Source organism: Bacteroides sp. AM10-21B (assembly GCF_003472565.1).
GTDB lineage: Bacteria > Bacteroidota > Bacteroidia > Bacteroidales > Bacteroidaceae > Bacteroides > Bacteroides propionicigenes.
The window spans coordinates 228659-252203 of the sequence record NZ_QRME01000007.1 but is presented as its reverse complement, the minus strand read 5'-3'; the positions used below and the strand labels follow the sequence as shown (position 1 = coordinate 252203).

General features: G+C 45.0%; 18 protein-coding genes and 1 pseudogene. 10 read left to right on the top strand and 9 right to left on the bottom strand.

The features are described from left to right. Nucleotides 1–42 precede the first annotated feature (42 nt). The 4 genes from DW121_RS11360 to DW121_RS11345 all read right to left on the bottom strand — a co-directional run bounded on the left by DW121_RS11360 (nucleotide 43) and on the right by DW121_RS11345 (nucleotide 4484). Nucleotides 43–1413: a sensor histidine kinase gene (locus tag DW121_RS11360; protein ID WP_118323812.1), complete on the bottom strand. Its 1371-nt coding sequence runs from the start codon at nucleotides 1411–1413 to the stop codon at nucleotides 43–45. Further along, nucleotides 1403–2746 carry a sigma-54-dependent transcriptional regulator gene (locus DW121_RS11355; protein ID WP_118323811.1) on the bottom strand — a complete coding sequence of 448 codons (1344 nt, stop codon included), beginning with the start codon at nucleotides 2744–2746 and terminating at the stop codon, nucleotides 1403–1405. The genes DW121_RS11360 and DW121_RS11355 overlap by 11 nt, the downstream gene beginning before the upstream one ends. 213 nt (nucleotides 2747–2959) lie before the next feature. Beyond that, complete coding sequence (locus DW121_RS11350) at nucleotides 2960–3700, bottom strand: hypothetical protein (protein WP_117712719.1); 741 nt, start codon at nucleotides 3698–3700, stop codon at nucleotides 2960–2962. Next, entirely contained in the window at nucleotides 3675–4484 is an 810-nt protein-coding gene (locus DW121_RS11345) for a metallophosphoesterase family protein (protein ID WP_117712720.1), read from the bottom strand. Before DW121_RS11345 ends, DW121_RS11350 begins: the two co-directional genes overlap by 26 nt. 257 nt (nucleotides 4485–4741) lie before the next feature. Here DW121_RS11345 and DW121_RS11340 point away from each other — a divergent pair, with 257 nt between their 5' ends. The 3 genes from DW121_RS11340 to DW121_RS11330 are packed head-to-tail and all read left to right on the top strand — an operon-like array spanning nucleotide 4742 to nucleotide 10093. Then, nucleotides 4742–7054: an ABC transporter permease gene (locus DW121_RS11340; RefSeq protein WP_118323810.1), complete on the top strand. Its 2313-nt coding sequence runs from the start codon at nucleotides 4742–4744 to the stop codon at nucleotides 7052–7054. A 27-nt stretch (nucleotides 7055–7081) separates the two neighbouring features. Continuing rightward, on the top strand, nucleotides 7082–7768 hold the full coding sequence (locus DW121_RS11335; protein WP_117712722.1) for an ABC transporter ATP-binding protein: 687 nt from the start codon (nucleotides 7082–7084) through the stop codon (nucleotides 7766–7768). Between the two features lie 3 nt (nucleotides 7769–7771). Further along, nucleotides 7772–10093, top strand: a complete 2322-nt coding sequence (locus DW121_RS11330) for an ABC transporter permease (RefSeq protein WP_118323809.1) — start codon at nucleotides 7772–7774, stop codon at nucleotides 10091–10093. Here DW121_RS11330 and DW121_RS11325 read toward each other — a convergent pair. Further along, nucleotides 10080–11426 carry an MATE family efflux transporter gene (locus tag DW121_RS11325; RefSeq protein ID WP_118323808.1) on the bottom strand — a complete coding sequence of 449 codons (1347 nt, stop codon included), beginning with the start codon at nucleotides 11424–11426 and terminating at the stop codon, nucleotides 10080–10082. The genes DW121_RS11330 and DW121_RS11325 overlap by 14 nt on opposite strands. Before the next feature lie 99 nt (nucleotides 11427–11525). Here DW121_RS11325 and DW121_RS11320 point away from each other — a divergent pair, with 99 nt between their 5' ends. From DW121_RS11320 to DW121_RS11310, 3 genes are all read left to right on the top strand, one after another. Further along, nucleotides 11526–12173, top strand: coding sequence for an HAD family hydrolase (locus DW121_RS11320; protein WP_118323807.1), 648 nt, complete (start codon nucleotides 11526–11528; stop codon nucleotides 12171–12173). A gap of 85 nt (nucleotides 12174–12258) precedes the next feature. Beyond that, entirely contained in the window at nucleotides 12259–13080 is an 822-nt protein-coding gene (panB, locus tag DW121_RS11315) for a 3-methyl-2-oxobutanoate hydroxymethyltransferase (protein WP_117712726.1), read from the top strand. Then, nucleotides 13061–14038 carry an MFS transporter gene (locus DW121_RS11310; protein WP_118323806.1) on the top strand — a complete coding sequence of 326 codons (978 nt, stop codon included), beginning with the start codon at nucleotides 13061–13063 and terminating at the stop codon, nucleotides 14036–14038. Before panB ends, DW121_RS11310 begins: the two co-directional genes overlap by 20 nt. 8 nt (nucleotides 14039–14046) lie before the next feature. Here the strand turns inward: DW121_RS11310 and DW121_RS11305 are convergent, their stop codons facing one another. Next, nucleotides 14047–14403, bottom strand: a complete 357-nt coding sequence (locus DW121_RS11305) for a diacylglycerol kinase family protein (RefSeq protein WP_118323805.1) — start codon at nucleotides 14401–14403, stop codon at nucleotides 14047–14049. Between the two features lie 14 nt (nucleotides 14404–14417). Continuing rightward, the gene (locus DW121_RS11300; protein ID WP_117712729.1) at nucleotides 14418–16640 is read right to left on the bottom strand and encodes a RelA/SpoT family protein; all 2223 of its coding nucleotides are present in this window, start codon (nucleotides 16638–16640) and stop codon (nucleotides 14418–14420) included. Between the two features lie 105 nt (nucleotides 16641–16745). On the opposite strand from DW121_RS11300, the gene DW121_RS11295 reads away from it, so the two are divergent. From DW121_RS11295 to DW121_RS11285, 3 genes and pseudogenes are all read left to right on the top strand, one after another. After that, complete coding sequence (locus DW121_RS11295; RefSeq protein WP_118323804.1) at nucleotides 16746–18263, top strand: DUF4301 family protein; 1518 nt, start codon at nucleotides 16746–16748, stop codon at nucleotides 18261–18263. 182 nt (nucleotides 18264–18445) lie between these two features. Beyond that, the gene (gene purT / locus DW121_RS11290) at nucleotides 18446–19612 is read left to right on the top strand and encodes a formate-dependent phosphoribosylglycinamide formyltransferase (RefSeq protein ID WP_118323803.1); all 1167 of its coding nucleotides are present in this window, start codon (nucleotides 18446–18448) and stop codon (nucleotides 19610–19612) included. A 249-nt stretch (nucleotides 19613–19861) separates the two neighbouring features. Next, a pseudogene (locus DW121_RS11285) lies at nucleotides 19862–20251 on the top strand (carboxymuconolactone decarboxylase family protein); the annotation flags it as partial. Between the two features lie 58 nt (nucleotides 20252–20309). Here DW121_RS11285 and DW121_RS11280 read toward each other — a convergent pair. Both DW121_RS11280 and ispE read right to left on the bottom strand, forming a co-directional pair. Next, the gene (locus DW121_RS11280) at nucleotides 20310–20795 is read right to left on the bottom strand and encodes a PepSY-like domain-containing protein (RefSeq protein WP_187120029.1); all 486 of its coding nucleotides are present in this window, start codon (nucleotides 20793–20795) and stop codon (nucleotides 20310–20312) included. Between the two features lie 121 nt (nucleotides 20796–20916). Next, complete coding sequence (gene ispE / locus DW121_RS11275; RefSeq protein WP_118323801.1) at nucleotides 20917–21747, bottom strand: 4-(cytidine 5'-diphospho)-2-C-methyl-D-erythritol kinase; 831 nt, start codon at nucleotides 21745–21747, stop codon at nucleotides 20917–20919. 211 nt (nucleotides 21748–21958) lie between these two features. On the opposite strand from ispE, the gene dnaB reads away from it, so the two are divergent. Beyond that, nucleotides 21959–23533, top strand: coding sequence for a replicative DNA helicase (dnaB, locus tag DW121_RS11270; RefSeq protein WP_118323800.1), 1575 nt, complete (start codon nucleotides 21959–21961; stop codon nucleotides 23531–23533). Nucleotides 23534–23545 lie beyond the last annotated feature (12 nt).

The following is a 23545-nucleotide window of genomic DNA, read 5'->3' as shown; positions in this document are numbered from 1 at the left end:
AAAGATATTTATTATTGCTAACAAATACAAGACTTAATTAGTTCAATTAAACTTCAACACAAAAGTAGTCTCTTTTCCGGGTATCAGAGAGATGCTTCCGCCGGATAAGCGCATGATTTGCCGGGAGATGCTCAGCCCGATGCCGCTTCCGTTTTCTTTGGTTGTGAAGAAGGGGATGAAGATATGTTCGGCAATGTCCGGGGGAATGGCAGGGCCGTTATTGGATATTTCAATCAGTACGGCTTCGGCTTCGTTGCAATAGGCGCGTATGTTGATGTGTTTTTCTTCTGTGGGAGAGGGAGACATTTCAAAAGCCTGTATGGCGTTCTTCAGTAAGTTGATGATGACCTGTGAAATGAGGTTCTCGTCTGCATGGAGTATCAAATCATCGGGAACGATGGAAACATTGAAACTGACCGGAGTGCCGGGATACTGATGTCGCGCCAGTTCCACCATGCGGCTGATAAAACTTTTGAGATAGAATAAAGAGGGCTCGGGAGTAGGGATGCGTGTAAATCTGCGATAGGATTCTACGAAAGCGAGCAGCCCTTTGCCTGTGGCGCTGATGGTTTGCAGACCATTGCGTATCTCTTCTTTTGATATTTTTGCTTCGGTCAGTTCTGATAGCGTGTCGCTTAAGGAGGTGATGGGGGTTACGGCGTTCATAATCTCATGGGTCAGTACCCGTGTAAGGCGTATCCATGAATCTATTTCTTTTTCGTCCAGCTCGTTGTTGATGTCGTTCAGTGCAAGAATGCGCAGGTGTTCCCGACGGACAGTGATGTCGCTGACGCGGATAGCAAGGTTCACTGTGCCGCGTTCATTGCTGAATGCCACTTGGAACTTGTCGCCGGAACGGCAAGTGGTGAGCATATCCATCAGATGATTGTCCACACGTGACAGCTGGCGGATGTGGGTAAATACTTCCAGCCCGAGCAGGTGCAGGGCTTCGTTGTTCTTTTGATAGATTGCTCCGTTGTCGTTCAGCACGATAATGCCGGTGTTTACACAGTCGAGGATAAGCTCGTAGTACTTCTCCTGTTGGGCGGTTTCGCTCTTTACATTATATAATACGCGGGCTACACGGTTCAAGGAACGGTTTATGAGACGGTTGTCTTCGGTACCGTCCGTTTCGGAAAAGTGAATGGCCGTATCGTTGTTTTCAATGGCATCGAGCATGAAAAGGACTTTACGGGTATGGCGGTGATACAACTGTTGCTGCCAGCGTACCGCCAGAGGAAGAAATACGGTGAAGAATACAGCCCAAAACAAAGGGTCGCCAAGACTGTGTGATTCCGGAGACTTCAGGAAGAATAACGTCCACATTATTCCGGCGGCCACAGCTATGAGCAGACTGACGACGGTCCGGAAAATATAATATTGGCTTATACTCTTATATTTCTTAAAGTCCATACTTTTTCATTTTATTGTAAAGCGTCTGCCGGGTAATGCCCAGTTGCGAGGCTACAGCCGAAAGATTACCGCCGCACTTGTCCAGTGTCCGGCGTATCATTTGCTTTTCCATGTCTTCAAGAGTGGATACGGGCATTTCCGGTGTTTCGTTTCTGCGTTGCAGCTGGAATAATCCGGCGGATAGGAATGCGCCGTCGCAGATGATAACGGCTTTTTCGATGGCATGCTCCAGTTCGCGGATGTTACCGAACCAGGGATGCAGCATCAGCTTCTCGCGCGCCGCATTATCCAGACGTAAAGGCGGTTTTCCGTATTGCTTGCAGAAGCGTGTTATGAAACGCTCTGCCAGCGGAATTATATCTTCCGGTCGCTCCCGCAATGCAGGAATTTCAAGATGGATGGTGTTGATACGGTAGAGCAGGTCTTCACGGAATTCTCCTTTGTCCGCCATTTCGGACAGGTTGCGGTTGGTGGCGCAGATAAGGCGGATGTCTACGGGAACAGGCGTATTGCTGCCCACCCGTACGATGCTGCGGCGCTGAATGGCTGTCAGTAGTTTGGCTTGCAGATGATAGGGGAGATTACCGATTTCATCAAGAAAGAGCGTACTGTGGTCGGCAACTTCGAACTTTCCGGGACGGTCGGCATGGGCATCGGTGAAAGAGCCTTTCATGTGTCCGAAAAGCTCGCTTTCAAAAAGGCTTTCGGTAATGGCGCCCATGTCCACGCTTATCATTTCCTTGCGGCGGCGGGTGGAAAGGGCGTGTATTTCGCGGGCAAGCATCTCTTTACCCGTACCGTTTTCACCGGTGATAAGAATATTGGCATCGGTGGCTGCCACCTTTTCTACCAGTATGCGAAGCTGTTGCATGACGGGACTTTCTCCCCAGTACATGGAAGGAACCGCGTTTGCAGATTCAGCCGTTGTTTTCTTCTTCCCGGATGCAGGGGTGTTTTGTGCAGCATTCAGCAGAGTCTCTACTAATTTTCCGTTATCCCAGGGCTTGACGATAAAGTCCGTTGCACCCTCCTTTATCCCGCGTACGGCAAGGTCTATGTCGGCATAAGCGGTGAACAGCACTACGGGGAGTGCCGGATATTGCTTCTTTATTTCGTGCAGCCAGTAAAGGCCTTCGTTTCCGGTATTGATACCGGACGTGAAGTTCATGTCGAGGAGTACTACCCGCCATGTATCTTCGTGCAAAGTAGCGGGAAGGGTAACCGGTGAAGAAAGAGTGGTTATTTTATCAAAATGAGGTTTCAACAGCAGTTGCAAAGCGGTGAGTACACCGCGATTGTCATCAACGATAAGAATGTTTCCGGATTTCTTCATGGCAGAACAGTGTCTTTTTATATTTGTGAGGACAAATATATTCTATTTTCCCGAGAAAGGGGGAAAGAAAGATAATAATTTGTGAATACTGATTATACCAATGTTTGGTACACGCTGTACCAATGGTTGGTATTCCTCGTACCAATGTTTGGTATTCCTTGTACCAACGGTTGGTATTTCTCGTACCAACGGTTGGTATCTTTCGTACAAAGCTTACAGCAACTGCAACTTCAGCCCGAAGGACAGACTCAGGTAATCCTTTGGTTTCAGATATTTATTGGTGAAGGCGCTTACGATGTATAAATCGCAAGTACTCAGTTCGTAGAAAAACGTAATAGCTTTTGCTGTAAATCTGCGGCGAGGGTCAATGTCATAAGTGATGCGTTGCCCCAAGAAAGCATGGATGCGTACTTTGGACGAAAAACCGTAGTAGCCTTTCGGATAACGCTCCGGTTCGCTTACCCAAAACTCGTCGCCGAATACGGTGTTGAAGTACATACCGCAGGTAAGGGGCTCTGCCGAGAATCGGCTTTCTTTGATTTGCAAACTCCACGGAATATAGTTTTGTTTCAAGGTAAATGTCATCTTGGTGCAATCGGATTGATACTTGGGAAGGACACCCAGAAAAATGTCCGTTTCCCATTGGTTACGTTTTCCGTAATCCCAGCCTGTACCCAGTGAGAGCAGTCCCATATTACCGGCAAACTGTATTTTGGTATGGGTTGGAATTAAGGCTTCCCACCGTCTGCGGTAACGGTGTACACGTCGGTCGTAACGACTGTGGCGCACGTGCCCGGTAACAACTGTATCCGGTTTGTGTTGCAAATAAATTGTATCGTATTTTGTAACAAACACCGTATCCTTTTCTTGTGCGGAAAGTGAAACGCACCACAGTAACAACAGGCAGATAACGGTGAGTACCGGTTGTTTAGAAATAGACCACTTCGCGTTCATATCCGTCGGGGGTTATAGTGAATATATAGTAATTACGGTTTTTCATACAGTCGCTCATATAATACATGATGCCGTCTTCAAAAAGATTTTCCTCAAAAACATGGTGTTCGTGGGCGGCAGTGCAAAATTGTATACCGGGAAATTCGGCTACATAGCGGTGAAAGACCCGGGCCACATTATTGTTGAATTGGTCGGTATAGGGACGTACGTGCATGGACACTACGGTTTTGTCGAATTCATCCCGGCGGTTGGTAAGCTCTCCCTCCAGATATGTAAAGTCGGGAATGGGGCGGGAGTAATCGAATTCCATTGCATTGGTATTCAGGCATACGAATTTTATCCGTCCGGCAATGAATGAAAAATTGGGATTACCGAATACGATGCGAAACGTTTCCTCTCCTGTACCTAAACAGTCGTGGTTGCCAATCAGGGCTACATAGGGTACATTAAGTTTATTCATAATATCACGCTGCCAAAGGAATTCATCTGTAAGGCCAAAATCGCTCATGTCTCCTCCGTGTATTACGAAATCAATATCATTGCGCTTATTTATTTCTTTTACGAAATCCAATGTTTCGTCATACCAACGTTGAGAGTCACCCATAGTCACGAATTTAATCGTTGTCTTATCTTTGCACTTCTGTTCTATTTCTGCAATATTATGGGCATTAACATCAGTCTCGCCGCTGATTCGTACATCATACGGATGATAATCTATCATATCACAACTGCCCATAAACAGGCAGAAGAATGATAGAAATAAAGGTTTGTATAGCTTTATCATATTTATGGGATTATATGCAATGAAAACTTTCGGCAAAGTTAGAGTTTTCGTTTGATAGAAAACTTATCCTATTTTCCGTTTTTCTGTTCTATAGTTCATAATTGGGGAGGTGTCTAATTCTTGGACAGGCAGTGTCTAAAAATTAGACATGAGTACAGTTATTACTTGTTTGCTATTTGTTGATAGCCAGTGGTATATTGTTTTTGGCACGCTTTCTGCATTATTCAAGCAGGAAAACATAGCAATATAAATATAGTATGAAACAAATCTATTATGTCATTCAAACCTTGCTTCGGGGACGTGGATCGAATATCATCAAGATAATCTCTTTAGGATTAAGCTTGACGATGAGTATCCTGTTGTTCTCCCGCGTAGCATACGAACAGAGCTTTGATACCTGTTACAAAGACTATGACAATCTTTACCAAATTTGGTCTGTGTTTACTGTCAAAGGTGAGAAATATCCGCCACAGGAACAGAATAGCGGTCCGGTGGCAGGTGCCATATTAGAGAACTTTCCCGAACAAGTAGAGGCTGCTACGAGTACTTGCCATTGGATGAATGCTCCGCTGTATAATGGAAATGTTCGTTTTGATGAAGAAAAGATAGTTGCCGATTCGCTTTATTTCCAGACAATGGGTATTGAAGTCCTTAGTGGAAAACCGGTGAATGACCTCCAGCAACCGGATATTGTTTTTTTAAGCGACCGTCTTGCCCAAAAGATGTTTGGCGGAGAAAATCCCATAGGGAAAGTTATCAGTTATGATCATCAGTACGACCTTACCGTGAAAGGAACTTACGAGGCATTACCGGAAAATGTTACTCGGCATCATGATGCCGTTATTTCAATGCCTACTATATGGAGTCGTAAAATAGGTAATTACTCGTGGAGTGGCGGTGACAGCTTTCCTGAATATATCCGTTTCCGTCCGGGAGCAGACAAGTCGGTGATAAATACACGCATTGATGCCATGATAGACAAGTATCGTCCTGCAGTGGATAAGAAAGAATTCGGTTATTCTGCATTTGTACAACCTATTCGCGATACATATCGTAATCGTGAAGATGTGATGCGGATGCGCAACATAATGAGTATTTTAGGTCTTGCCATTCTTTTTATCGCCGCATTGAACTATGTGCTGATTTCCATTTCTTCGTTAACTTATCGTGCCAAAGCAATAGGTGTACATAAGTGTAATGGCGCGAGCGGTGGCAAGATATTTGGGATGTTTTTATTGGAAACGGGCTTAATCATTGCAGCGGCATTACTGTTGATGGCTCTGGTTCTCTTGAATTTTCGTGATTTCTTTGAGGATACGGCTGTTGCAAAACTCTCTTTACTGTTGGCGCCGGCTCGTATTTGGGTACCATTGTCGGTGATAACCGTACTGTTTATAGTGGGCGGAGTGTTGCCGGGTCGGTTGTTTGCCCGCATTCCCGTGTCACAGGTATTCCGCCGTTATACAGAGGGTAAGAAAGGTTGGAAGCGTCCGTTGCTCTTCATTCAGTTTGCCGGTGTGGCATTCATATGCGGACTGATGTGTGTAGTGATGGCGCAATACCAGTATGTGCTCAACAAGGATATGGGCTACGATCCTCAGCGCATGGCAATAGGAGATGCTTATTGGGACACGGAAGAAGCACGTGATGCCGCTTATCACTTTTTCAAAGGGTTGCCTTATGTGGAAGCAGTGTCCAGTGCCAACAATACGCCTATTTTCGGTTATAGCGGTTCGATGATTAAAGACGAGGGCGGACAAGCGCTCTTTTCTTCACGTGCCTGTTATTATATGCGTGAGGATTATCCGTCTCTAATGGGAATGACTTTTAAAGCGGGGCGTATGGCGCGTGATAAAGATGAAGTGATTGTCAATGAAACCTTTGCGGAGATGATGCGTTGGGGGGAAGATGTAGTGGGACGCATGATAAATATTGATGGAAGGCGATATAAAATTTCCGGGGTCTTGAATGATTTTCAGATAGAATCTTTTACTACTCCGAAAATGCCGTTTATAGCTAAGGGGGATAAAAACTTTTACGGTACGATACATCTTCGTCTGAAAGCTCCTTTTGAAACTAATCTGCGACAGTTGAACAAAGATGTGGCACAGGCATTTCATGACCGGACGATTGATTTCAGAGGTTACGAGAAGAATGTTGCCAACGCATACAACTCTGTCCGTGTATTCCGTAACGCCACGTTAATGGCAGCCATAACGATGTTCTTCGTCATGTTGATGGGTTTGATAGGATATACCGCTGATGAAGTGCGCCGTCGCAGCAAAGAAATTGCAATCCGTAAAGTTAACGGTGCGGAAGCCTCTTCTGTTTTGGAACTGTTGTCTAAAGATGTGCTTGTTGTGGCATTGCCGGCTGTTCTTATCGGAAGTATCGCAGCATGGTATGTCAATGGCATTTGGATGGAACAGTTTGCCGAGCAGATTCCTCTCAGTTGGATAGTGTACGTATTGGTGGTGGTTGCTAACTTGGCAGTAATCGTAAGTTGCGTCCTTTGGAAATCTTGGCGGATAGCAAACGAAAATCCGGTGAACAGTATTAAGAGTGAATAAAAAACAATACATAGAAAAACGAAAATTATGATTGAAATTAATAACATCAGCAAAGTATTCCGTACCTCGGAAGTAGAGACGGTAGCATTGAATCATGTAAACCTCGAAGTAAAAGAGGGTGAGTTTGTAGCCATTATGGGACCGTCCGGTTGCGGGAAGTCCACCTTATTAAATATACTCGGTCTGTTGGATAATCCTACGGAAGGCAGTTATAAGCTACTCGGACAGGAAGTGGCGGATTTGAAAGAGAAAGAACGTACCCGTGTACGCAAAGGCAAACTGGGATTTGTATTTCAAAGTTTCAATCTGATAGATGAACTGAATGTTTATGAGAATGTAGAGCTTCCTCTTACCTATTTGGGAGTAAAAGCTGGCGAACGCAAGCGTATGGTAGATGATATTCTGAAACGGATGAATATCAGCCACCGTGCCAAGCATTTTCCACAACAGCTTTCAGGCGGTCAGCAACAACGTGTAGCCATTGCCCGTGCTGTGGTAACGAATCCTAAACTGATTCTTGCCGATGAACCTACCGGTAATCTGGACTCCAAGAACGGAGCAGAGGTAATGAGCTTGCTGACGGAGTTGAACAAGGAAGGCACTACCATTATCATGGTGACACACTCCCAACATGATGCCTCATTTGCGCATCGTACGGTGCATCTGTTCGACGGTAGCGTAGTGGCGAGCGTGAATACAAATATGGGAGTGTAAGCCATGAGGCAATTGTATTATACGGTACAAACGTTGCTGCGCGGGCGGAGTAGCAATGTGGTAAAGACGGTATCTCTGACACTGGGCTTGTTTATGGGCATTCTGTTGTTCTCACAGATTGCTTATGAGTTTAGTTATGAGGATTTCTACCAAGATCCGGAGCGGTTGGTGATGCTTCGGATGCGCAATACCAAAGACGGAATCCCGGAGAAAGGGTATAATTACGGTACTTATCGTCCTGCGGCTGCCGACTTGTGGGAGGCAATGCCCGAGCAGGTGGAATGTGCCAGCCTGACTTCCACCTTCTTTCAGGCCACCTTCTACAAAGATGACAAGAAACTGGAAGACACGCCTATGTTGTGTGTAGATACGCTCTATTTCCGTACCACCGGTATGGAGGTGCTGGAGGGTAATCCCAATGACCTTGCCCTGATGCAGAATGCTTTTATCTCACGAAGTATGGCACGTCGCATCTTTGGTGATGAGAATCCCATAGGAAAGGAACTTTCCGTAGAGAAGATGTTCAATGTCACCATTCGGGGTGTTTATAGGGAAGTGCCACGCAATACTAACTTTCCCCACGAAATTCTGCTTTCCAGCGCCGTATTGGATTGGGGATATGGGGTGGGCACATGGGGAACGAACAATATTTATCATATTCTTTTCCGGTTGAAACAGTCAAGTGATGTGGATGTCATGAACCGACGTGTGCAAAAGGCAGTGGAGCAATACACCGACCCCCATTTGGGAGAATCCGTAGTGACGGAGTATAGCGTGATACCGATACGTGAGATTTACCGGAGCCGACCCGATACGCAACGCAAGTTGCTCATTATGGGGGGGCTGGGTTTTTCTATCTTCTTTGTGTCGGTTATGAACTATGTGCTGGCGGCAATTGCCTCTATGAGCCGGCGGGCTAAAATGGTGGGCGTGCATAAGTGCAGTGGAGCCGGTGAGGGGCATATACTAGGCTTGTTTTTGTGGGAGACGGGAATATTGGTACTCGTGTCCACGGTAGCATGCCTGCTATTGATGTATTTTCTTGGAGAACGTATCGAAGGGATGTTGGGCACACGGTTGGCAGACTTGTTTTCATGGAGCAATCTCTATGTGCCGCTACTGACGGTACTGCTGCTCTTTGTAGTGGCGGGAGTATTACCGGGGCGCATGTATGCACGCATTCCCGTGACACAGGTATTTCGCCGCTATACGGAGGGTAAACGCTCGTGGAAGCGTGGACTGCTCTTTGTGCAGTTCATGGGAGTGGCTTTTATCTTGGGGGTGTTACTCACTACGGTATGGCAATACCGGGAAGTGGTGAGCAGTCGTGTCGGCTTTCAAACCGAACGGCTGGCAGTAGGCTCTGTCAATGGAGCGATAGAGGAGAATGAGGGAATATCTGATGCCATTAGGCGCCAACCTTACGTGGAAGCGGTAGCATGCAGCAGCAAAATGCTGTTGCAGCATTACAGTACAAACCGTCTGACCGATGCGCAAGGCAACTTTCTGTGTCCGCTACACTTCATGCTTATAGATAAGGACTTCCCGAAAGTAACAGGATTGAAGCTATTGGAAGGCGTATTTCCACAGCATGTCGGCGAAGCCGTGGTAGGCAAGGAGACGGTACGGACTATGAAATGGCAGGATAACGTGATAGGACGGAAGCTGCCGATAAAACCTTCATGGGCAGGATTGCAGGAGTCCCCCACGATTGTGGGTGTGGTGGATGATGTGCGCAATATGGGTTTCTTCAACGAGCAGACTTGTACGGCCTTCATTCTGAACGACCGTAACCGCACTTTCAATGTACGCCTGAAAGAACCGGAGGAAGAGAATTTGAGAAAGCTGAACGCCTTTGTTAAGGAAGCTTATCCGAACAAATTGTTGGAGTTCTCCACTTATCAAGAGATACGTGAATGGCAAAATGAAAGTGTGTCCCGCTTTCGCAACATTGTGACGGTGATTTCGGGATGTATATTGCTTATCGTCTTGATGGGGCTGATAGGTTATGTCAGCGACGAGACACAGCGTCGCAGCAAAGAAATAGCCATTCGTAAGGTGAACGGTGCTGAGGTTTATTCCATATTGCTTTTGCTTTCTGCCGATATCCTGAAAGTAGCTGTGGGGGCAGTGCTGATAGGCATTGCTTTCTCATGGTATGTCTCCGGCATATGGATGGAGCAATTTCCGGATGGGACGCTACTTTCTCCCGGCTGGTTCATCGGGGTAGGAGTGGTATTGTTAGTGCTTATTGTGCTGGTAGTGGTGGTTAAGGCATGGCGGATTGCCAATGAGAATCCGGTCAACAGTATCAAGAGCGAATAAAATATTTGTAGTTCTTTACGTACATCCACAGCGCAATGACAGCTGTAACAAACGCGAAGAAATCAGATACAGGCATACATGCCCAAATCCCGTCCAAACCCATATAACGGGGGAGGATAATCAAGCCCGGTAGTAGGTATAATAACTGCCGGGTAAGAGACAGGAATATGCTAATCTTCGCTTTACCGATACTTTGGAAAAAGTTACCGATAACAATTTGCGCACCTACCAACGGGAACATAGCTATACCGATACGTACCCCTCTGGAGGCCATATCAATCAGTTGCCCGTCACTCGTAAAGATAGCCGATACGGCATGTGGAAACAGTTCGCAGATGATAAAACCCGTACTGGTGATGCAGACGCCCGCAATAATGCTTAGGCGTAACGCCGCCTTTACACGATCGTATTTTTGTGCACCGAAATTATAGCCGACAATAGGTTGCATACCCATAGTCAGACCTAATACAATCATTACATACAGCACCAGTAGCCGGTTCATGATGCCGTAAGCACCGATAGCCATATCACCACCGTAATGTTGGAGACTGTTGTTCACTATAATCACAATGACGCATGCAGTAACATTCATAAGGAAAGGTGACATTCCTATGGAGAATATACTGCTGATGATACGTTTTTTCATTTTCCAGAATCCGGGTTGCAATTGAACGATGCTTGCTTTTTGCAGGAAATGGCTTACTACCCATACCATACCGATGAATTGTGAGATGACTGTTGCTGTTGCCGCACCGCGAATACCCCAGTCTAAGTGGAATATAAAGATGGGAGCCAGTATGATGTTGCAGACCACTGTAACCATGGAAGTCAGCATTGCTTTCTTGGGATAACCGGTGGCACGCATTACGTTATTCAGTCCAATCATTGTATAGGTAACGGGGGTACCCAGTAAAATCACTTGCATAAAGTCGCGTGCATAAGGCAGAGTTTCGTTGCTGGCTCCGAAAAAACGTAAGATTTCATCCAAAAAAATAAAGGAGATGCCACCGAACAGAAATGCGTTGAGAAGGCATAAAGCCAGAGTGTGGTTCAATACATCCGTTGCCCCGTCAACATCTTTTTGCCCCAACCGTATGGATGAAATAGCGGAGCCGCCCGCTGAAACCAGCGTACAGAAAGCAACTACAAGATTCATCAATGGAAAAGTAATGGCAAGTCCGGCAATCCCCATAGCACCCACACCATGACCGATAAAAATACTGTCGATGATGTTGTACAACGAAGTTATTGTCATACCTATAATGGCAGGGATAGAATATTGTACAAGAAGCTTGCCGATTCTTTCGGTTCCTAAAATATGCGGATCGTTCATTTGATATTCGTCAATTTAGCTTTCGCAAAGATAAGAAATATTTGCTCAGTTCGATGATTATTCAGACCTTTGCATCCGAATATTATATTTGTTTTAAACATGAATACAATAAAAACAACAGCCGTCCTTTTTGATTTTGACGGGGTAGTAATGGATACCGAAACGCAGTATTCTATCTTTTGGCATAAAGCCGGTGTCGATTATTTGGGTATGGATGATTTGGAAAGCCGTATAAAAGGGCAGACAATGACTTACATTTATGATACCTTTTTTGCCGGAAAAACAAAGGAACAGCAGGAAATTACTGCTGCCCTCAACCGTTTTGAACGGGATATGGATTACGAATATATTCCCGGTGTACTTGATTTTATCACAGATTTACGTCGTAGCCATGTAAAAATGGCAGTTGTCACCAGTTCCAACGATCAAAAGATGTCCGCTGTCTATCGTGCCCGTCCTGAGGTAAAAACCATGTTTGATAGGATTCTTACGGCAGAAATGTTTGCTCATTCAAAGCCGGCTCCTGATTGCTTCTTGCTCGGAATGGAAGTGTTTGGTACAACTCCTGACACCACATATGTATTTGAGGATTCCTTTAACGGACTGAAAGCGGGTATGGCATCCGAAGCTGTAGTCATAGGGTTGGCTACGACAAATCCCCGTGAGGCCATCGCTCCGTTATGCCATTGCATATTGGATGATTTTACGGGCTTTACATACGATAAAATGCTTCAAGTGTACAAGTAATGGGAAAAAGCGCTACCTTTGCGCCGCCGTGCGGAGACTTTGTATGGCAGATTGTAAATTGTAATTTGTAAAATTGTAAATAACTATGGCTGGATATATTTCAGACGATACTCGTAAAGTGACTACGCATCGTCTTGTTGAGATGAAACAAAGAGGCGAAAAAATATCAATGTTGACTTCTTATGACTATACCATGGCGCAGATTGTAGACGGCGCAGGTATGGACGTTATTCTGGTAGGCGATTCCGCTTCCAATGTAATGGCAGGTAATGTGACTACGCTTCCAATAACTCTCGACCAGATGATTTACCATGCCAAGTCCGTTGTTCGTGGTGTAAAGCGTGCAATGGTGGTAGTGGATATGCCTTTCGGTTCCTATCAGGGAAATGAAATGGAAGGTTTGGCTTCAGCTATCCGTATTATGAAAGAGAGCCATGCCGATGCTCTGAAACTGGAAGGTGGAGAAGAAATTATCGGTACGGTAAAGCGTATTCTCAGCGCAGGTATCCCCATCATGGGGCATCTTGGGCTGATGCCGCAGTCTATCAATAAGTACGGAACTTATACCGTACGCGCCAAAGATGATGCGGAAGCGGAGAAACTGGTGCGTGATGCCCATTTGCTGGAAGAGGCAGGGTGTTTTGCCATTGTATTGGAAAAAATTCCTGCAGCGTTGGCAGAGCGTGTGGCAAGTGAATTGACTATTCCTATCATCGGTATCGGTGCAGGTGGAGGAGTAGACGGTCAGGTACTGGTAGTTCAGGATATGTTGGGCATGAACAATGGTTTCCGTCCTCGATTCCTGCGTCGCTACGCCGATCTTCATACAATAATGACGGATGCTATCAGCCATTATATATCTGATGTGAAGAACTTAGATTTCCCGAATGAGAAAGAACAGTACTAACGGACTTATGACACTCAACTTTTGGCGGATGTGTGCGGCAAACTTGTTGTTGTTTACATCCGTCTATATGCTTTTTCCCGTACTATCGTTCGTAATGCCGGAGCAGCTGGGAATATCCGTTCCTCAGGTAGGGAGTATGTTTCTGGTATTTGTAGCGGCGATGTTTGCAGTAGGTCCGTTTCATGCCTATCTGTGCGATGAATATAAACGGAAAAACGTATTGCTTTATTCTACTCTTATCTTGTTGGCGACAATTCCGGGATATATTTTTGCAGATAATTATATAAAGTTGTTGCTGCTTGCATTGGTGCAAGGAGCATGTTTCGGATTGGCAACGACGGCAGGTATTACGGTAGCTATTGACATTACGACATCGGCGCGACGCAGTGCGGGGAATATGGTATATGCGTGGTCTGCAAGGCTGGGTATGCTGATAGGAGCGGGAAGCGGCATCGTATTGTACGACCTTTATGGTCTTCGTACGGTTGTTTATTTGGCTGTTGCTACCGGAGTTCTCAGTATGTACTTTGCCTCGAGGGTATATGTTGCTTTCCGTGCGCCTATCGGTATGAAACTATGCAGTTTAGACCGCTTCTTTTTGCCGCGTGCATGGGTCCCTGCATTGAATATGTTATTAATAGCTTTTGTGCCGGGCGTGTTATTACCCTTATTATATATAGGGGACTACATTACATTTTCAGCTTTGGCGGTATTGGCGTTTCTGACAGGGGTATTTATAAGAATGTTTGTGAAACTGTCGCATCACTGTCAGCGAGGGACCGCCAATACGACATGCTATTTGGCTATGGAGACAGGGATTTTTGCAGGTCTTGCCACAGCCTGTAAATTGGCGGATGCGTACTTGCTCTATCATGTAGCCGGTGTAGCCGTTATACTTGCATTCTTCTTCTTCGTCTTGCTGACATATCCTTATTATAAAAAGAAAAAAGTAAGATAACGCGTTTTTTAAAGATACGGTATAAAGATAATCAACCCTATTATTGCCGCCGCTACAGCGCATACCAGCACTGCTCCGGCGGCAATGTCTTTTACTTGTCCCGCAATGGGATGCCGTTCGGGAGATACTAAATCAACCAACTTTTCGATGGCGGTATTGAATAACTCAGCGGCAATCACCATACCGATGCACAAGACAACTGCTATCCATTCGGTGCGTGTAATCTTCAAGACAACCCCGGTTATAATTACTACCACTGTTGCAATCAGATGAAAGCTTAGGTTCTGTTCCTTGCCCACACAATTTCGAATGCCATTCCAGGCATACCCGAAACTATGGAGTTGTTTTTTTAAATCGTATTTCATGCTAATCGCTGAATTCAGTTTCTTGATACTTGTTTTACTCCCTTTACCGTTCTCAGTTTCTTGATGAGTGTTTCCAGTCTTCCTGTATCGCCTACCATAATGGTAAGTGTACCTGAGAATAAACCATCGTGCGAATCAATACCGATACTTCGCAGTGTAATTCCGGTCTCTTTAGAGATGATAGAGGTGATATTGGTTACGATACCTATATCATCGTGTCCTACTACACGCAGCGTAATGGGATACTGTGTTCCCTGCGATTTACCCGCCCAACGTGCTTTTACGATACGATATCCGAAACGTTCGCGCAAGTCGCTTGCATTCGGGCAGTCGCAACGGTGTATCTTGATGCCGCCGCTTACGGTAACAAACCCGAAGACCTCATCTCCATAAATAGGATTACAACAGCGTGCCAGTTTAAAGTCCAGCCCCTTCAGATTCTGATCGATGACAAGCACGTCCTCTTTGGCTGTTGTCTCTTCAGGCAGAGTGGCAGTTTGCAAATTATAACCTTCGGCACTACGATAAACGATGTCATCGTGGGTGTCATTCTCCCGCTTTTGCAGTTCAAGATACTTATCTATAATGTCGTTGATGTCCAATGTTTCATCGGCAATACTTTGATAGAAATCTGTTACTACTTTGAAACCGAGACGCTTGATGAGACGCATCATTGTACCCTCATCATATTCTATTTTCCGGTTTTTGAATTTACGTTCCAGTGTTTCTTTGGCAAATGCGTGTTGGCGGGCAGCCATCTCCTTGAGTGCCTGTCGTATTTTGGTGCGTGCCTTGGAGGTCGTGACGATATTCAGCCATCCCTGTTTGGGAGTCTGGGTATTGGAAGTCATAATTTCAACTTGGTCACCGCTATTCAAAATCTGCTTTAACTGTGCATTCTTGCCGTTTACTTTTGCACCGATACATTTGCAACCCAGTTTGCTGTGGATATGAAAGGCAAAATCGAGTACGGTGGAACCTTTACCCAACTTGAACAAGTCCCCTTTAGGAGTAAAGACAAACACCTCGTCTTCGTATAAGTCCAGTTTGAACTGATCCATTGTTTCCAGACCGCTACTGTCAGAATTCTCCAATGCTTCACGTACGGAAGTCAACCATTCATCCAGACCGCTTTCACCTTTTATGCCTTTATATCGCCAGTGGGCGGCAAGACCTCGCTCGGCAATCTCATCCATACGCTCGGTACGTATCTGCACTTCTACCCATTTGCCTTCAGGTCCCATGACGGTGATATGCAGCGACTCATATCCGTTGCTTTTGGGCACAGAAAGCCAGTCACGCAGACGCTTCGGGTTAGGCTGGTACATATCCGTTACAATGGAGTATGCCTGCCAGCATTCCAACTTCTCTTTTTCTACCTGAGAATCCAAAATAACGCGAATGGCAAACAAGTCATACACTCCTTCAAAAGGACATTTCTGTTTCTTCATCTTCTGATAGATAGAATGAATGGACTTAGTGCGTCCCTTGATGTGGAAATGTAATCCCGCGTCTTCCAGCTTCTTCTGTACCGGAGCGATGAAAGCAGCTATATATTTGTCACGCGAAGCTTTTGTTTCGTTCAGTTTTTCTTTAATATGATAGTAAACATCTTTCTCCGTATATTTCAGAGACAAATCTTCCAACTCCGATTTCAATTTATACAGCCCCAGCTTATGGGCGAGGGGAGCATACAGATAGGCGGCTTCATTGGCCACTTGCTTGCGTGCATCGTCATTTTCGCAATCTTTTATCTGACGCATGATGTTCACGCGGTCAGCAATCATGATGAGGATAACACGCATATCTTCTGCAAAAGACAATAACAGGTTGCGGAAGTTTTCCGATTCGATAGTGGGGCTCTTGGAGTAAAGCTCGTTTACCCGAATCAACCCACGTATGATACCTGCCACATCTTCACCATAATTCTGTTCCACTTCTTCGGAAGTGCAAGTACCGCAACGCACGGAGTCGTGAAGCATCAGCCCTAAAATGGATGCTCGCTTCATACCTATTTCTTCCGCTACAATAACAGCGGTCTGCATATCTTTGATAACCGGATTCAGACCGAATATATCTCGTTGTATGCGGTTATTCTGTATAGAGTTTATAAGATGTGTTTTTAGCTTTTTGCAATCGCCTTTGTGGAGCGTTTCTCCGGAAAGCTGTAATAATTTTCGGTAGAGTACGAAGAGTAAACGTTTCTCTCCGGTAGTGAAAAATTCATATGTTTCCATAATCGTCCATATTTTCTGCTGTAAAGGTAGTTTTTTTCTTCCTTTTCTTGACGGTACTTGCGCTTTTTTTGTATTTTTGGGCATCAATTAATAAATTTAGATATTATGATAACACTCCAAGACAAAGAATTGCTTGCCCAAAAAGGTATATCAGAAAAGCAGATTGCCGAACAATTGGCCTGTTTTGAAAAAGGATTTCCATATTTGAAGCTATTCGCTGCTGCTTCTGTGGAACAGGGGATATTGGCTCCGGATGCTGATGAACAGAAGAAATACCTGAATGCATGGGAAGCATACACTCAGACAGACAAGACGGTTGTGAAGTTTGTGCCGGCATCAGGTGCGGCAAGCCGTATGTTTAAGAATTTATTTGAATTTCTTGGTGCGGAATATGATGCTCCCCAGTCAAATTTCGAGAAAACATTCTTTGATAAAATCGAAAAATTTGCTTTTTACGATGATTTGAATGCCGTTTGTCAGAAAACGGCCGGTAAGGATATTCCAGCGTTGGTGACTGCCGGGAATTATAAAACAGTGGTTGCCGCATTGCTCGAATCGGCAGGACTGAATTACGGCGCGCTACCGAAAGGACTGTTGAAGTTTCATAAGTATGAAGACGGCAGTCGTACTCCGTTGGAAGAACATTTGGTGGAAGGTGCGCTTTATGCAGCCAATAAGAATGGCAAAGTGAATGTCCATTTCACTGTATCTCCCGAACATCGTGAGCTGTTCAAGGCATTGGTAGACGAGAAAGCTGCCGCTTATGCCAAGAAATATGGTGTGGATTATAACATCAGTTTTTCTGAACAAAAGCCGAGTACCGATACTATTGCTGCCGATATGGAAAACAAGCCCTTCCGCGATAATGGTAAACTTCTGTTTCGCCCGGGCGGTCATGGTGCATTGATTGAAAACTTGAATGACCTTGATGCCGATGTTATCTTCATTAAGAACATTGATAATGTAGTGCCCGATAAACTGAAAGGCGATACAGTATTGTATAAGAAGTTGATTGCCGGTGTACTCATCACATTGCAACAGCAGGCTTTTGCTTATCTGCAACTGCTGGACAGCGGTAAATATACGCACGAACAAATTCTTGACATCTTGCAATTTGTACAGAAAAAACTTTTCTGCAAGAATCCGGAAATTAAGAATTTGGAAGATGCCGAACTTGTGATTTATCTGAAAGAAAAGTTGAACCGCCCGATGCGTGTTTGCGGTATGGTGAAGAACGTAGGCGAGCCGGGTGGCGGTCCGTTCCTTGCTTATAACAGTGACGGTACGATTTCTCTGCAAATTCTCGAAAGTTCACAGATTGATATGAATGATTCGGAGAAGAAGGATATGTTTGAAAAGGGTACGCACTTCAATCCGGTTGATTTGGTTTGTGCCGTACGCGACTATAAAGGTCATAAATTCGACTTGGTGAAGTATGTGGATAAGGCGACAGGTTTTATCTCTTACAAGTCAAAGAACGGTAAAGACCTTAAAGCTTTGGAACTTCCCGGACTTTGGAACGGTGCAATGAGCGACTGGAATACAGTATTTGTAGAGGTGCCTCTTACTACCTTTAATCCGGTTAAGACGGTGAATGACTTATTGAGAGAGCAACATCAATAATAGTGCTTATGTTTAGTTAACTTCATTGCTTTAATGAAGTTAACTAAATAGGTGACAATATGTTAATATCATAATTACGGGAAGTTAACTTTATACAGTGAATAAAGTTAACTTCCCGTATTTCTTTTATATCGTTTTTTCTCCCTATCTTTGCCATAATTCTATAATAAACTGATACTGAAATGAAAAAGATTTTACTGTTAGGTTCCGGTGAATTGGGTAAGGAATTTGTGATTTCCGCCCAACGTAAAGGTCAATACATCATTGCCTGCGACTCATATGCCGGAGCACCTGCCATGCAAGTGGCAGACGAATGCGAAGTGTTCAGTATGCTGGACGGTGATGCATTGGAATGTGTAGTACGCAAACACCAGCCGGATATTATTGTTCCGGAAATTGAAGCTATCCGTACGGAACGCTTGTACGACTTTGAAAAAGAAGGTATTCAGGTTGTGCCCAGTGCACGTGCAGTAAACTTTACCATGAATCGTAAAGCTATCCGTGACCTTGCAGCTAAGGAGCTGGGACTGAAAACTGCCAAATATTTCTATGCCAAATCTTTGGACGAACTGAAAGCCGCAGCCGAAAAGATAGGTTTCCCTTGTGTGGTAAAACCGTTGATGTCCTCTTCCGGTAAGGGACAATCACTCGTAAAGAGTGCGGAAGAATTGGAGCATGCCTGGGAATATGGTTGCAATGGTAGCCGTGGCGATATAAAAGAACTTATTATCGAAGAGTTCATAAAGTTTGATAGTGAAATTACTTTATTGACGGTTACTCAAAAGAACGGCCCTACTTTGTTCTGTCCGCCTATCGGTCACGTACAAAAGGGTGGTGACTATCGTGAGAGTTTCCAGCCTGCCCATATCGATCCCGCTCATTTAAAGGAAGCGCAGGATATGGCGGAGAAAGTAACCCGTGCCCTGACAGGCGCCGGCTTGTGGGGAGTGGAATTCTTCCTGAGCCATGAGAACGGTGTTTACTTCTCCGAACTCTCTCCGCGTCCGCACGATACGGGTATGGTTACGTTGGCAGGAACGCAGAACCTGAATGAATTTGAATTGCATTGCCGTGCCGTACTGGGCTTGCCCATTCCGGGTATCAAGCAAGAGCGGATAGGTGCAAGCGCCGTTATCCTTTCATCCATTTCCAGTCAGGAACGTCCTAACTATCGTGGTATGGAAGAGGTGACCAAAGAAGAAGATACTTACTTGCGTATCTTCGGCAAACCTACTACCCGTGTCAATCGCCGTATGGGTGTTGTGCTGTGCTACGCACCGCTGAATAGTGACCTTGATGCGTTGCGTGATAAGACAAAAAGGATTGCGGAAAAGGTGGAAGTGTACTAAGTTGCAGGTGTGAAGTGTTAATATACACATTGCGGAAAACATGAATAAGGCAATGCGTAGCGAATTAGCTGAAATAGCATTCGTTACGCATTGTCTTTTTTATGGTAGAAAGTCAGGGTATTTTATTTAATTGATATTGGATTTATCTTAGAATCGGGAATTTAGGTATATATATCTGTAAATCATATACAAATCGGTTTGTTGAATTGCGGTAAATTTGCAATCGGAAAATAAATAATGAAAGCAGTTATGAACAAGATTCTTTTGATTTCAGTATTCAGTATTTTAACACTCAATGTTATGGCACAAGAAAAAATAGTACAGACAGCCGGGCGTATCCAATTGGGAGAGTTCGCCCCGAAATTTGCGGAGCTAAATGATGATGTTCTTTTTGGCGAAGTATGGAGCCGTACCGATAAATTAGGTTTGCGTGACCGCAGCTTAGTAACCATTACCTCTCTTATCAGTCAGGGCATCACCGATAATTCACTCGTCTTTCATCTTCAGTCAGCAAAGAAGAATGGCATTACCCGTACTGAGATTGTCGAAATTATTACCCACATCGGGTTCTATGCCGGCTGGCCCAAAGCATGGGCTGCATTCAATCTGGCGAAAGGTGTATGGACTGAAGATACTGCCCGGTGACGGATGAAGAGTACGATAAACTCAAAAAGGATTAGGAAAACTCAAATTACGCTTATTCAAATAATCCCGGATAAATCTCTCCACCCAGTTCACTTACGTTCAGTTGTTGCTGTAACTTTCCGTCCGACGAATAGAATAACTGGAATTCTTCATCGGAATTGTAGCCTTCTACTTCGATAACGATAACCGTAGGATGTTTGGGAAAAGTGATTATCCTCACATCTTTTAATCTCATGGAAGCCATAATGCTTTTCATAAAGTTTTCTGCAACAGGAGCGGGGACATTCTCTAATGACTCGACGTCATTTTCTGTCATTACCCATTGGGCTTTTTCGTCGAACCACACATCTATCTCCCGATTGTCCATGACGAATTCCGCTACATAACATCCCGCCATCTGTTCCCATTCAACATTTTCAGCTTGTGGATACATCTTCTCAAAGGCTGTCTGTATCTCTACGGGGAGCCCTTTGGCAAAGGCAGAGGCGGACATAAGCAGTAGCATACTTGCTACGATACAAAATCTAAATCTTTTCATTTAATCTAAGAGGGTAAAATAAGTACAAAGTATAAAATATGAAGTATAACAATGCTATGTCCGCATAGTTCATAATTTATACTTCATAATTTATATTTTGTATCTTACACCTTATCTTAAATCAAATAGTCAGCTTCCCTTTGTAGACAAATGCTTTTTCCCCGAAGTCAATGTCGGGTAATATGGCATCGGCTGCAAATAGGCCGTAAACGGATGAGCCCGAACCGCTCATTGACGCATAAATGGCGCCTTGCTTGTACATCTCTTCTTTGATTTCTCCGATAGCGGGGTATTGAGGAAACACGCTCTCCTCAAAGTCATTTACCATATGCTTTTTCCATTCTTCAACGGGCAACCGTACCGCCTCCTTTAGCGGATGCTCCGGACGGTGCGGCTTTATTAGCGAAAAGGCATCCCGTGTAGAGACGAATATATCCGGCTTTACCAGCCAGAGCTGATACCCTTTCAACGATAGGGAAACAGGCGAGAATATATTGCCGATACCTTCCGCATAAGTGGGGGTATTTCTGATGAAAAAAGCACAGTCCGCTCCCAAACGGGCAGCGTACTCCTCCAACTTGTCGCAACCTAAGCCGAGACCGAACTTCTCATTCAGCAGTTTCAGCATGAACGCCGCATCTGCCGAACCGCCGCCCAACCCTGCCCCCGAGGGGATGTGCTTGAACAAATGGATATCCACCGGTGGCAGGTCGAACCATTCATCCAGCAGTTTATAAGCCTTTACTACCAGATTGTTTTCCGCTTCTCCCGCTATTTCGATACCTGCCTGATGCAGGCAATATTTTCCGTCACCGTCATGCAGCAGGTTTATTTCCAGTGCGTCTTCGATGGGAATAGGGTAGAAGATGGTTTCCAGATTATGGTAACCGTCCGGACGTTTCTCTGTAATGTTCAGCCCCAAATTTATTTTAGCATTCGGAAAAGTAATCATTGTTTAATTGAGATTTAAGAATTGAAAATTAAAAAAAACGGGTTGCCAAAGCGGCTTCGGAGACAAAGTTAATGAATTCTGTTTATAGTAGATTGAAAACTTAACAATGATTTGTTGATTGCTCTCAATAAAATCATTTATCTTTGCTTTCCCTTTTTAAAAGGCAAACTATTATTTCTTAATTTTTAATTTTCAATTTTTAATTCAAAAAGTGGCAGAACAAAGACGAACTACCCGTACTCCGAAATCAAAAGTACCCCAACCCGTTAACGACTACGGGCGTATCCAGCCGCAAGCGCCGGAACTGGAAGAAGCCGTACTGGGTGCATTGATGATTGAGAAAGACGCTTATTCATTGGTGAGCGAAATCCTCCGTCCCGAATCTTTTTACGAGCATCGGCATCAACTGATATATTCCGCTATCACGGATTTGGCAGTCAACCAAAAACCGGTGGATATCCTTACCGTGAAAGAACAGCTGGCCAAACGTGGAGACTTGGAAGAAGTCGGTGGTCCGTTCTATATTACCCAGCTCAGTAGCAAGGTTGCATCTTCTGCGCACATTGAATATCACGCCCGCATCATTGCCCAAAAGGCTTTGGCGCGCGAACTGATAACATTCACCAGTAATATCCAGTCCAAGGCATTCGACGAGACGCTCGATGTGGACGACCTGATGCAGGAAGCCGAAGGCAAGCTATTTGAGATTTCCCAGCAGAACATGAAGAAGGATTATACGCAGATTAATCCGGTCATTGCCGAAGCGTACGACCTTATTCAGAAAGCTGCCGCCCGCACCGATGGTCTAAGCGGTCTTGAGAGTGGATTTACTAAGTTGGATAAGATGACTTCCGGTTGGCAGAATTCCGACCTTATTATTATAGCCGCTCGTCCTGCCATGGGTAAGACAGCGTTTGTGCTTTCTATGGCAAAGAACATTGCTGTGAATTTCCGTAATCCTGTTGCCTTGTTCTCCCTTGAAATGAGCAACGTACAGTTGGTGAACCGTCTTATCTCCAATGTGTGCGAAATTCCGAGTGAGAAAATAAAGAGCGGGCAACTTGCCGACTACGAATGGCAACAATTGGACTATAAGTTGCGCGACTTGTTGGATGCACCGCTTTACGTGGATGATACTCCCTCGCTTTCCGTATTTGAGCTTCGTACTAAAGCCCGTCGTCTGGTACGTGAGCATGGGGTAAGGGTAATTATTATCGACTACCTTCAGCTGATGAATGCCAGTGGTATGTCGTTTGGTAGCCGTCAGGAAGAGGTGAGTACGATTTCACGTTCATTGAAGGGGCTGGCCAAGGAGTTGAATATCCCTATCATTGCCCTGTCGCAGTTGAATCGTGGTGTGGAAAACCGTGAAGGAGAAGAAGGCAAGCGTCCGCAGTTGAGTGACCTTCGTGAATCCGGAGCCATCGAGCAGGATGCCGATATGGTATGCTTCATCCATCGTCCCGAATATTACAAGATTTATACTTCTGCCGACGGCAGCGACTTGCGTGGTATGGCAGAGATTATTATAGCCAAGCACCGTAATGGTGCGGTGGGGGATGTGCGTTTGCGCTTTATCGGTCAATACACCCGATTCCAAAATCCGGAAGACGATATGGTTATTCCGCCACCTACTGAGGGCGGAGGCGGGGCTACATTCGGCTCGCGTATGAATGCGCCTATCGGCAGTACCTCTATGCCACCACCACCGTCTGCCGCCGACTATATGCCGCAAACAGATAATCCGTTTGGCGGGGTGGGGTCGGACGGACCGTTGCCGTTCTGATAAAAACAATTC